General features: G+C 58.7%; 8 protein-coding genes. 5 read left to right on the top strand and 3 right to left on the bottom strand.

Annotated elements, in window-relative coordinates; all coding sequences use genetic code 11:
- Nucleotides 1-93 precede the first annotated feature (93 nt).
- Genes ACIQ5B_RS07785 through ACIQ5B_RS07765 form a run of 5 tightly spaced genes read left to right on the top strand, consistent with a single transcriptional unit; the run spans nucleotide 94 to nucleotide 6,460 of the window.
- The gene (locus ACIQ5B_RS07785) at nucleotides 94-633 is read left to right on the top strand and encodes a DUF721 domain-containing protein (protein WP_397598518.1); all 540 of its coding nucleotides are present in this window, start codon (nucleotides 94-96) and stop codon (nucleotides 631-633) included.
- 42 nt (nucleotides 634-675) lie between these two features.
- Nucleotides 676-1,359: a thioredoxin domain-containing protein gene (locus tag ACIQ5B_RS07780; protein ID WP_397598517.1), complete on the top strand. Its 684-nt coding sequence runs from the start codon at nucleotides 676-678 to the stop codon at nucleotides 1,357-1,359.
- A gap of 28 nt (nucleotides 1,360-1,387) precedes the next feature.
- Nucleotides 1,388-2,125 (top strand): DsbA family protein, encoded by a 738-nt coding sequence (locus ACIQ5B_RS07775; protein WP_397598516.1) that lies wholly within the window; start codon nucleotides 1,388-1,390, stop codon nucleotides 2,123-2,125.
- Between the two features lie 52 nt (nucleotides 2,126-2,177).
- Nucleotides 2,178-5,594, top strand: coding sequence for a chromosome segregation SMC family protein (locus ACIQ5B_RS07770; protein WP_397598515.1), 3,417 nt, complete (start codon nucleotides 2,178-2,180; stop codon nucleotides 5,592-5,594).
- Nucleotides 5,591-6,460, top strand: a complete 870-nt coding sequence (locus tag ACIQ5B_RS07765) for an alpha/beta fold hydrolase (protein WP_395628055.1) — start codon at nucleotides 5,591-5,593, stop codon at nucleotides 6,458-6,460. Before ACIQ5B_RS07770 ends, ACIQ5B_RS07765 begins: the two co-directional genes overlap by 4 nt.
- Here the strand turns inward: ACIQ5B_RS07765 and ACIQ5B_RS07760 are convergent.
- From ACIQ5B_RS07760 to ACIQ5B_RS07750, 3 genes are all read right to left on the bottom strand, one after another.
- Nucleotides 6,457-8,025 carry a cisplatin damage response ATP-dependent DNA ligase gene (locus ACIQ5B_RS07760; RefSeq protein ID WP_397598514.1) on the bottom strand — a complete coding sequence of 523 codons (1,569 nt, stop codon included), beginning with the start codon at nucleotides 8,023-8,025 and terminating at the stop codon, nucleotides 6,457-6,459. The genes ACIQ5B_RS07765 and ACIQ5B_RS07760 overlap by 4 nt on opposite strands.
- Nucleotides 8,025-9,032 carry a ligase-associated DNA damage response exonuclease gene (locus tag ACIQ5B_RS07755; RefSeq protein WP_397598519.1) on the bottom strand — a complete coding sequence of 336 codons (1,008 nt, stop codon included), beginning with the start codon at nucleotides 9,030-9,032 and terminating at the stop codon, nucleotides 8,025-8,027. The genes ACIQ5B_RS07760 and ACIQ5B_RS07755 overlap by 1 nt, the downstream gene beginning before the upstream one ends.
- A 144-nt stretch (nucleotides 9,033-9,176) precedes the next feature.
- Complete coding sequence (locus ACIQ5B_RS07750) at nucleotides 9,177-11,309, bottom strand: alpha-galactosidase (RefSeq protein WP_397598513.1); 2,133 nt, start codon at nucleotides 11,307-11,309, stop codon at nucleotides 9,177-9,179.
- Between the last annotated feature and the right edge of the window lie 93 nt (nucleotides 11,310-11,402).

The following is an 11,402-nucleotide window of genomic DNA, read 5'->3' as shown; positions in this document are numbered from 1 at the left end:
ACATCATAATGCGCCAGCAGACGCTCGGCGATATCCCCAGAATTCTGGTCAGTCTGTTGGACGGCAGGCATGTAAAATGGCATGGATTAGGTGATGGATAAAGGCAAGCCACCAACAGCGCCAAAGGGCCCGAAAAAGCCGGTAACGCCCAAGACGTTTCAGCGTCCGCGCGGCGGCGAAGCCAAAGCGGTGTCCGCACTGATGCCCGAAATCGGCAGGGCCGCGTTCCGACGCTTTGGCTTTGTGCAAAGTTCGGTCGTCAGCCGCTGGGACGAAATTGTTGGCGCACGATACGCCGCTGTGTCTGCGCCAGAGGCGATCCGTTTTCCGATTGGCAAAAAATCCGACGGCACGCTTGAGCTGACCGTTGAAGGCGCGCATGCCACGATGATCCAGCATGTGCTTCCCGAGATTATCGAGCGGGTGAATCGTTTCTTTGGCTATGGCGCGGTCGCACGGGTGAAGGTCCGCCAAGGGCCGGTTGCAAAGCCACCCGCACGGCAACCGGTAGCGCCGCCCTCGCTAAAGCCTATACCGATGGAACTGGGCGAATCTCTGCGCGAAATCGGTGATCCTGAATTGTTTGCCGTGCTCGAAAGCCTTGCAAAAAGCCTTGCCAAAGGCAGCGAGTGATTCCAGATGCACGTCATGGTTTCAATGGCTAAGGCTATGTTGATGTTGCGTGCAAAAAAATCCTTGTTTTTCATCTTGTTCGGTGCGGCGGCGCTTTCCACGACTCTGGCCGCGGCCCCTGCCCCAAGCAAATGGCTTTCCACCGTTACGGTGACCGAAAAGGGTGCGCATATTTTGGGCAATCCGGCAGCCCCAAATAAGGTTGTCGAATATCTTAGCTACACCTGCGGCCATTGTGCGGACTTCGAATTGAAAGAAGCGCCCGCATTCAAGGCGCAGTCGGTTGCAACGGGCAAAGCCAGCTTCGAAGTGCGAAATATGGTTTTGAACTCGGTTGACCTGACCGCCGCTATGCTTGCGCGTTGCGGTGGCAAGGGCAAATTCTTTGGTAATCAGCGGCATTTGTTCGCAACCCAGTCGATCTGGTTGGGCAAGACCAAAAATATCAATGCTGAAACGCAGGCAAAGCTTAAATCCGCAGATTATGCTGGTTTCATGATTGGCGCTTTTGACGCACTCGGGCTTGGGCCAATCATGCAACAGCGCGGCATCACGCCAGCACAGGCGAAAGTCTGCCTCGCGGACAAGGCGGCACTGAATGCGGTCATCGATATGACCGAAGCCGGAGCCGCTCTGGGCGTGCGTGGCACACCGTCATTCATGGTCAACGGCGTCTTGCAAGACCACATCCATAATGCGGCCGAACTGAAAGCCGTATTGAAGTAACTCGACATCCCAAATTGAAGGATATCCCATGCGTATCAAGACACTGATTTCGACAACACTAGCGGTTTTGGCGCTCGCAGCCTGCAGCGGCGGTGACACAGCCGGCGCGCCGAAAGGCGAACCGATCGCTAAGATAGCAGCGCCCGCCGGCACGGCATGGGTCGATGTTGTTAGCAAAACCGAATTCGGTGGCTATAAAATGGGCAATCCGGATGCGCCGTTGAAGCTGGTCGAATATGGCGCAATCACATGCCCCGGCTGCGCGCAATTTTCCGTGCAATCATCGGAAGAGCTGCACGAAATCGTCAACAGCGGCCGCGTGTCGATGGAATTCCGCCCCTTTCTGGTTCGAGGTATTCAAGACATTCCCGGTTTCCTGCTGGCGCAATGCAGCGGTCCTGAGGCATTTTTCCCGCTGACCGAACAGCTATATGCCGAACAGCCAAGCTGGCTGGGCAAAATCAGCACGGTGACCGAGGCAGATCAGCAAGCCATGCAGAAAATGTCGCCAGAGCAAATTACAACCTTGCTGGGCACGAAAATGGGTCTGATCGAATTCGTAAAGTCGCGTGGCATTAGCGAAGACCAAGCCAAGGCATGTCTGTCGGACAAAGCGGCCATCGATGCCCTGATTAAGACCACGGAGCGCGGTACAAAAGATGACGGCGTAACGGGAACGCCATTCTTCATCCTCAACGGAGCGAAGCTTGACGCCAGTTCGTGGAACCAGGTGAAGACCAAGCTGATCGAGGCTGGCGCGCGCTAAGCATGACTCGGGGGGGCACTGACATAGCCTCATTCGCGAAAGGGGCAGCCCGTTGCGGATAAAGAAGCTGAAACTTGTCGGCTTCAAAAGCTTTGTCGAGCCCGCCGAACTGCGGATCGAAAACGGCCTGACGGGTATCGTCGGGCCGAATGGTTGCGGCAAATCCAACCTGCTGGAAGCGATCCGTTGGGTCATGGGCGAAAGCAGCGCAAAATCCATGCGCGGCGCGGGCATGGAAGATGTGATCTTTGCGGGTACAGCGTCCCGCCCACCGCGCGACTTTGCCGAAGTAACCATCTTGGCGGAACGTAGCGATGATGGTGACGCTGCAACGGACGGTAATCAGGAACTGGAAGTTACCCGGCGGATAGAGCGCGGCGCCGGATCGGCCTATCGCTCGAATGGCAGGGACGTGCGCGCCAAAGATGTCGCTCTCATCTTCGCCGACGCCGCCACAGGTGCGCATTCGCCTGCGCTCGTCAGTCAGGGCCGAATTGGCGCGATCATCTCTGCAAAGCCACAGGAACGGCGGCAGATGCTCGAGGAAGCGGCTGGCATCTCCGGACTGCACGTACGGCGCAAAGACGCCGAACAAAAACTACGCGCAGCAGAAAGCAACCTTGCACGGCTGGCAACCATCCTCGCCGACATGGACGCCCGCGCGGGGCAATTGCGGCGGCAGGCCAAACAGGCCGAACGCTACCGCACCTTGTCAAAAGACATATTGCAGGCCGAAGCGCGGCTTATTTTCGTGCGTTGGCGCGAGGCCAAGGCTGCGGCCGATGCTGCGCGTGCGGAGGCCAATGCCGCGACGGCAGCCGTAGATAGCGCCGCCGCCACGCAGCGCGCTTTAACCGAACGGCAACAGGATGCCGTGACCCAATTGGCAAACGCCCGCGCCGTTGCAATGGCAGCACGCGATGCGGCGAATGACGTTTCCAACAAGCTCGTCCAACTAACGGGTGAGCAGGAACGGATATTGCAGCGGCAATCGGATTTATCTGCGCAAGCGTCCCGCATGGCCGAAGATGGCGCGCGTGAGGGCAAATTGACCCATGACGCTGCTGACGCGCTCGCGCATCTTCAGAGCGAGAGCGTGGCTTTATCGGAACAGATCAAGGCACAGGAAGAAGAGCGCCCTGCCCTGTTGCGCGCGGCTGGAAATGTCGAACGTCAGGCCCGCGAAAGTGAAATTGCCTTGGCAAAGGCAGCCGCCGAGCAAGCCAGAGCCGACGCCGAATTGCGCGTGGCCGACGCCGCTGTTGCAGCGGCAACCGTGCGTGCCGAGCGGGCAGCAGGCGCCGTTGCGCGCATGGCCAGCGAGCGTGATGCCTTGGGCGATGAATCTGCATGTGAGTCTGCCAAAAAATCGGCAGAAGCCAGCGTTGCTACCTTACAAAAGCATTTGCAGGAAAATACACAAGCCAGCGAAGCGGCAGAAACGCGCAGGACCGAACTGATCGCGGCACGCGACGGCGCGCAGGCCAGCCTTGCAAGTGCCAAAGCAGAGCTCGCGGGTTTGCTGACCGAGCAAAATGCGCTCGAACGGTCCCTTGCCAAAGGGGACGGCGACAAGGCGATTAACCGTATCAAGGTTCGGCCCGGCTACGAACGCGCACTGGCTGCCGCGTTGGGTGATGATGCCGATGCCACCATTGGTGGGGATGCCGGACGGCGTTGGCTGGGCGGGACGCCCGCGATGGGCGCATTGGCCGAAAATGCCCTGATCCATTATGTCGACGCACCTCAGGAACTGGCTGCACGCCTTTCCCATGTGCGGGTTGTCGAACAAGACAATGGGGCAGCGCTGACACCGGGTGAGCGCATGGTGACGCTTTCCGGGAAATTGCGCCGCTGGGATGGATTTGCCACCGACGGCGACGGCGCAACGACCGCTGAGCTGCTGGTCCGGGCAAACCGACTTGCGGAATTGAATGCATTGATACCGCCCGCAGAAGCGGCGTTGGCGGAACAGGCCGAGGCGCTTGCGCAAATGACGGATGCTATCGGCGCCGCGCAAGATGCTGTTCGGGCGGCCGCCACAGCGCGCGCCGAAACCGAAGGACAATTGCGGCAGGCTTTGCGCGCGGTGGACCAAGCCGAAGATGCACTGGCCCTGCTTAAATCTGCAAAGGCCGCGTTGCTGGATCGGATGGCGGCCAGCGAACAAGAGCTTGCCGAGGCAAAGTCCGAACAAAGCACCGCAGAAGCCGCCCGTGCCGCGTTGCCAGATGGCACGCATCATTCGGACCTCGTGCAAAAGCTTGTCATCGCGAACGAAGCTGCGCGCGAACTGTTGGCGCGCAATCAAGCTGATTTGTCGTCACTTGAACAGCGCATTGCGCAAATTCGCGAACGACGTGCCGTCGCGCTTGCCGAAATCCGGGGATGGCAGGAACGCGCTGGCGAAGCGGAACGCCGGATCGCCGACATGAACAAGCGCAGCGCAGATATTGCGGCTGAGCAGGAGGCGATGGAGGGGCGGCCCGAAATTCTGGCACGCGAGATTGCGCGCCTGCGCGAAGATAAAGAACAGCTGGCCGAAAAGCTGAATGGCCTTCAAGTCACAGAAAGTGCCTGCGAAAAAACGCTTCGGGAACTGGAAAACGAACTCGCAACCGCTGCAGAGGCGCTCTCGGTTGCCAGAGAGGCCCGCGCGGGTGCCGAAGCACGCGCGGAAAATCAGGAACATCGCCGCGTCGAAATGGGGCGGATATCGGGCGAGCGTTTTGAATGCCCGCCGCCAGTGCTTCCCGAAAAGCTCGGGTTCGATGAACATGCAATGGAAGATGCATCGGTGGAGTCCGCACGGCTTGACCGGCTGCAAAATGAACGCGAGCGTATTGGGCCGGTAAATCTGATCGCTGCTGATGAGCTCGCGGAGCTTGAGGCGCAACAAGGTTCCGGCGCGGCAGAAAGCGAAGAGCTTACGCTTGCGATTAACCGTCTGCGCGGTTCCATCGGCAGCTTAAATCGCGAGGGCAGAGCGCGCTTGCTGGCGGCCTTTGAGGCAGTCGACGGACATTTCCGCCGGCTCTTCGCAACGCTGTTCAACGGCGGCCAGGCACATCTCGCATTGATCGACAGCGAAGACCCACTTGAGGCGGGGCTTGAGATATTCGCGCAACCGCCGGGCAAAAAGCTCCAGTCGCTGACACTTTTGTCGGGCGGAGAGCAGGCGCTGACGGCAGTCGCGCTCATCTTTGGATTGTTCCTCACCAACCCGGCGCCGATATGTGTTCTTGACGAAGTTGACGCCCCGCTGGACGATGCGAATATCGAACGTTTCTGCGATTTGTTGGAAGCAATGACGCGCGAAACCGACACACGCTACCTAATTGTCACGCATAACGCCGTCACCATGAGCAGAATGCACCGGCTATTTGGCGTAACTATGGTCGAACAAGGCATCAGCCGGTTGGTATCGGTTGACCTTGGTGGTGCGGAACAATTACTGGCTGCGGAATGACTTTACATGGCCCGATCACAAACAGCTTTATTTCGCAACGCCTTCGGCTGAATTACGTCGATTGGGGCAACCCCGATGCGCCGCCGTTGCTTTTGGTCCATGGCGGTCGCGACCATGCGCGCAGCTGGGACTGGGTGGCCGAAGAGCTGCGCCACGATTGGCACATTATTGCGCCCGACCTGCGTGGCCATGGCGACAGCGCGTGGTCACCCGATGGCAATTACGAAATGTCTGCCTTTGTCTATGATCTGGCGCAGCTGATCCACCAGCTGAACCTTGCACCCGTCAGCATCATTGCGCATTCAATGGGCGGCAATATCGCCACGCGCTATGCTGGGCTCTACCCCGAAAATGTCCGCAAGATGGTGAATATTGAGGGGCTTGGCCTTTCCCCCAAAATGCAGGCGGAACGCGACGCGATTGGCATACAAAATCGTTTCCGGCAGTGGATTGACGATAAGCGCAATGCGGCTGGCCGCACCCCGAAACGCTATCCCAATATTGAAGCCGCCTATGAGCGGATGAAGGCTGAAAACAGCTATTTGACCGATGAACAGGCGCGCCATCTGACGGTGCACGGCATCAGCCGGAACGAGGATGGCAGCTGGAGCTGGAAGTTCGACAATTACCTCAACATCTGGGCAATATTCGACATGCCACGCGAAGATCTGCTCGCAATCTGGCAGTCGATCACCTGTCCGATGTTGATGATATATGGTGCCGACAGTTGGGCGTCAAACCCCGAAAAAGATGGCCGCATCGCGCATTTTCCAACGGCAAAAGTCGTCGAATATGAAAATGCTGGCCATTGGTTGCATCATGACCAATTTGACCGCTTCATGGCCGACGTAAAGGCGTTCCTTTAATCGAACATCGCGCGCAAGGCGGATATGGTGTCCGCCTCTTCAGCAGGCTTGTCCCTGCGCAAACGCGATATGCGCGGGAACCGCATAGCCACGCCTGATTTGTGGCGCTTGGATTCATGCACCGCGTCAAACGCAACCTCAAGCACCAGCGACTTTTCCACTTCGCGGACCGGACCGAAACGGGCGACAGTGTTGTTCCGGACGAAGCGGTCGAGCCATTTCAGTTCGTCATCGCTGAACCCTGAATAGGCCTTTCCAACCGGCAACAAATTGCCATCTTCGGTCCAGCAACCAAAGGTATAATCGGAATAATATGAGGAGCGTTTTCCGCTTCCCCGCTGCGCATACATCATCACGCAGTCGGCCACGAGCGGTTCGCGTTTCCATTTGTACCACAAACCGACTTTACGCCCCGCCAGATAGGGCGAATCGCGCCGCTTAAGCATCACGCCTTCAATCGCCGCCTCACGCGCAGCGGCACGGATTTCTGCCAGATGCTCAAAATCGCGCGCCTCGATGACCGCAGATACATCAAACCGCACGGGGTCAAGATTGGCCGTAAACAGTTCAAGCCGGTCGCGCCGCACGGTCCATGGCTGGCTGCGCAAATCTTCCGCACCGTCGAACAATATGTCGTACAGGCGGACAAACACCGGATATTCCGCCTGCATTGCTGCTGTGACATTCTTGCGGCCCAGCCGTTGCTGCAACGCATTGAAGCTGGCGGCCTCGCCGCCCTGCACGTCGCCGCGTACCAGCAATTCGCCGTCGACCACGCCGACGCCATTGAACGCCGCCGCTATTTCGGGAAACGACCCCGTCACTTCGTCACCGCCGCGGCTGAACAAGCGGGTTTCGCCGCCGGTCGACGCAATCTGGATACGGATGCCATCCCATTTCCACTCGGCGGCAAATTCATCAAGATGCACGCTGCCATCCTCAAGCGGATGCGCGAGCATGAAGGGCCGGAAAAACGCGCTGTCGGCGGGATCGGGTCGTGCGGTCCGCCCTTCGCCCCATGCAAAAAGCTCGGTGTATGGTGGGCGAAGCGCGTGCCACACCTCTTCAACATCGTCGACGGACACGCCAAAGGCTTGCCCGAAAGCGGTCTTGGCAAGACGCGCAGATATACCCACCCGCATGCCGCCCGTTGCAAGCTTCAGCAGCGCATAACGGCCATTGGCATCCAACCGGTCCATCAACTCCGCCAACACCGCCGGAGCGCGCGCGCGGCTGGTACTGTTCAGCAAGTCGATGACTTCGGACACGGTCGGTGCGACATCGCCGCCGCCCTTGTCTGGCCACATCAGCGCGACCGTTTCGGCAGTATCGCCAACATAATCGCGGCTCATGCGGAACAGCATGGGGTCGAAACGTTCCTCTGCCATCGCGCGAATGGCCGCCGATTTGACCGTGGCAATGTTCAGCGTTCCGGCAAGTGCCGCCAAAGCCCAGCCGCGATCAGGGTCCGGTGTTATACGCAGATAATCGGCGATCAGGCGGATCTTCAAATCGCGCGACCGTGTGTAGATCAAGCCATCGATGAGCGCGGCAAAAGCTTGCATCAGCCTTCGTCCTCATCTTCGCGGCCAACAAGATCAAGCGCGCGCGCCTTCAACTGGTGCAGCTCACACCACCGACCCAGCGCATCGGTGCGGCCATGGGTAATCCAGGTTTCTGACGGGCGCAGTTCAAGCAGCGTATCGGTCAACTCTGTCCAGTCGGCATGGTCCGAAATGACCAAAGGCAGTTCGACATTGCGCTGTCGTGCGCGCTGCCGGACGCGCATCCACCCCGATGCCATGGCGGTTATGGGTTCCGGCAGCCGCCGTGCCCAACGGTCATTCATCGCAGAAGGTGGCGCAATGACAATCGCGCCTTTCAATTCCGATTTAGCAAGGCCCGTTGCCATGATGAGTTCACCCAGCGGCACATTGTGCGCGGCATATAGATCGCACATTTTCTGCATCGCGCCATGGATATAAATGGGGGCGTCATAACCCGCCCTGCGCAGCTCAGCGATGACGCGCTGCGCCTTACCCAACGCATAGGCACCCACGATAATGCAGCCATCAACATTGGCTTCGCGGGCGGCGAGCAATTTGGCGATCTCGTCCTCAATCGGCGGATGCGTGAATACGGGAAGGCCAAAGGTTGCTTCGGTAATCAAAACATCGCAGGCAACGGGTTCAAACGGGGTGCATGTCGGGTCAAAACGCCGCTTATAATCGCCGGTCACCACAACCCGCTCCCCGGCATGTTCAAGCAATATCTGCGCGGACCCCAGCACATGGCCAGCGGGGTGAAAGCTTATCTTCACGCCGCCATGTTCGAACCCGTCGCCATAAGGCACTGGCGTTCCCATTTCGGTTCCATATCGCAGCGCCATGATAGCCAACGTTTCGGGTGTCGCCCAAACCGCCCCGTGACCGCTGCGTGCATGGTCCGCATGGCCATGGGTGACAAGCGCGCGCGCGGCAGGACGCGACGGATCAATCCACATATCTGCAGGCTTCACATAGATGCCATGCGCGTGCGGCTCTATCCAATGTTGGGCGGCGGTTCGGGAGATGTCGGCTGTCCTTTTCTGGATCAGAATATGGGCAGTGGCAGGTGCGATGTAAACCGCATGTGTCAGCGAAAGTTCACGACCGCAGCCCGCGCGCCGCAACTTCGTCGCGGACCTATCGCAAGCCCGCGAAACTATCGATGCCCGTCAGATGGCGTCGACGTAAAACAGCAAACAGGTTTCGGGATGCGCGTGGGGTAGTTGCAGCCCGCCGTGCATCAGCGCGGCACCGCTCAACGTCGCGCCGTGCTGATTTAGCCCAAGCTTCTCGATTGCCGATGGCCCCTTAATGGCTTGCCAGATTGTCGGCCAGATTAGCTTTACCAGATAATTTCGGTCCGGGTCCAAACCCGCAAACCGCAAGCGTTCTGGCAAAACCTGCGGATCGCTCAAGACATAAGCGACGGAATACAAAGCCTCGGAACGGTCACGCGCGACCACCCCGCTTGCCATTATCTGCGGTGCCGTATCGATCCGGACCAGATCGCCATCATGCAGCAACGCACGGTGGCGCTTATGCAAAGCGATGGCAGACTTTAGCGTGTCGAGGTCGCCCTGCCGTTCGGTCAACAGGTTGAGTTCAAGCCCCATATGCCCCGTGAATGCGGTCGCGGCGCGCATGTCCATCGACAGTCTACGTCCACTCACATGGCATCGCGCAGGCCCGACATGACATCCCATCACTTCGGGCGGCAGGAAAAAGCTCGCGCCGCGTTGGATATATTGCCGGTCAAGCGCATCATTGCTGTCGGAGGTCCAGACGCGGTCACTATGCGCCAGCACACCCATATCGGCGCGCGCGCCACCCGATGAACAGCTTTCAATTTCGACATCGGGATGCGCGGCGCGCACGCGATCCAGCAGCGCGTAGAGCGCGGTTATTTGTGCGAAGGCCTTTGCGGTGCCGGATGCACCACCCGGATGGCTTAGGTCGCGGTTCATATCCCATTTGATGTAGCTGATATCGTGATCGCGCAGCACCGCATCGATTGCGTGGAATAGATAGTCCGCGACCTCAGTCCGGCTGATGTCCAGCGCAAGTTGCGACCGGAACGGCACCTGATCTACGCCCTCCACACCCAGCACCCAATCGGGATGTGCGCGGTATAGTTCGCTGTCGGGGTTGACCATTTCGGGTTCAAACCAAAGTCCGAATTCCATGCCCAACGCCGTCACATGATCAACCAAGGGCTTTAGGCCGTCGGGGTACATATCGGCGGACACAGTCCAATCGCCAAGCCCGGCGCGGTCATGCCGCCTGCCGCCGAACCAACCATCATCCAGAACAAAGCGTTCAACGCCAATGTCCGCGGCGCGCGTGGCCAATTCTTTCAGCTTTGCGACATCATGGTCGAAATACACCGCTTCCCACGTGTTATAATGCACCGGCCGCGGCTTGGCGCGCATCGCTGGCCGCAGCAATTTTGTGCGGACATGTTCATGGAATTTGCGGCTCAGCGCGCTGAACCCATCGGCGCTATATGCAGCAACAATTTCGGGGCTCGCAAAGGTTTCACCCGGTGCCAGCCGAACCTCTCCGGGCAACAGCAGCGCGCCAAGGCTGGTCAGCACGCGTCCATCGGTCAGCGTGTCCACACGCAGGCGATGGTTCCCGCTCCACGCCAAATGAAAACCAAAGGCTTCACCCGCACTTTCGTTCGTGCCGGGCGTCGCCAATAGCATGGCGGGGTAACTGAAATGCGATGTGCGGCCACTGCGGTTTTCCCGCAGATATGTGCCCGCGCTGCGCTTCACCCGATCTTGGGTAAATTCCTGAGTCCAGCGGCCGGTAAATCCGACAATCTCGGTCATATACTCGGGCACAGGCAGGCAGGCGGTCATCACTTCAGTGACATCAAGCGCAGCCACGCCATAATTGGTTAAATCCGTGCGGATGCGCAGAACGCCCGTGGCCGGATCAAAATCAATGTCATATGCGAGGCCAAGCTGCGTGCGTTCATCACGGCATATGATTTTCGCGCCATGCGGTCGGCTCTCAACTTTGCCGACTTCGAAAAGACTGCACCAATCCTTGCCCTCCCGATGTGCAGCAAATCCTTGCATCATGGGGTGGCCTAGGCCGGGTTCCATGGCGAAAGAGAGCGGCAGCGCAACATCGGCGACGCCGTGCATAGCCTGCCGATAAAACAGGCTTTCCATCTGCGCCGCATCGACATTTTCGGGCAATGCCGCGCCCCAATAGATCACCGACGGCGGCGCGCCCTTGGCACAGGCCAATATCAATGTCGCGTCCGGGGCATCAAATCGCAAATGGTCCAACTCATGCTCCCCAGAAATTCCGTTGGCCGTCGCGACCCATTTGTTACTTTGTGTTTTGTATATAGCCGTTTAACCGGCATATTATCAAAAAAG

Origin of the sequence: Sphingorhabdus sp., assembly GCF_044374345.1 — a bacterium.
Taxonomy (GTDB): Bacteria; Pseudomonadota; Alphaproteobacteria; order Sphingomonadales; family Sphingomonadaceae; genus Sphingorhabdus_B.
Note: the sequence above shows the minus strand (reverse complement) of the source record. Positions and strands in the feature narration are given on the sequence as shown.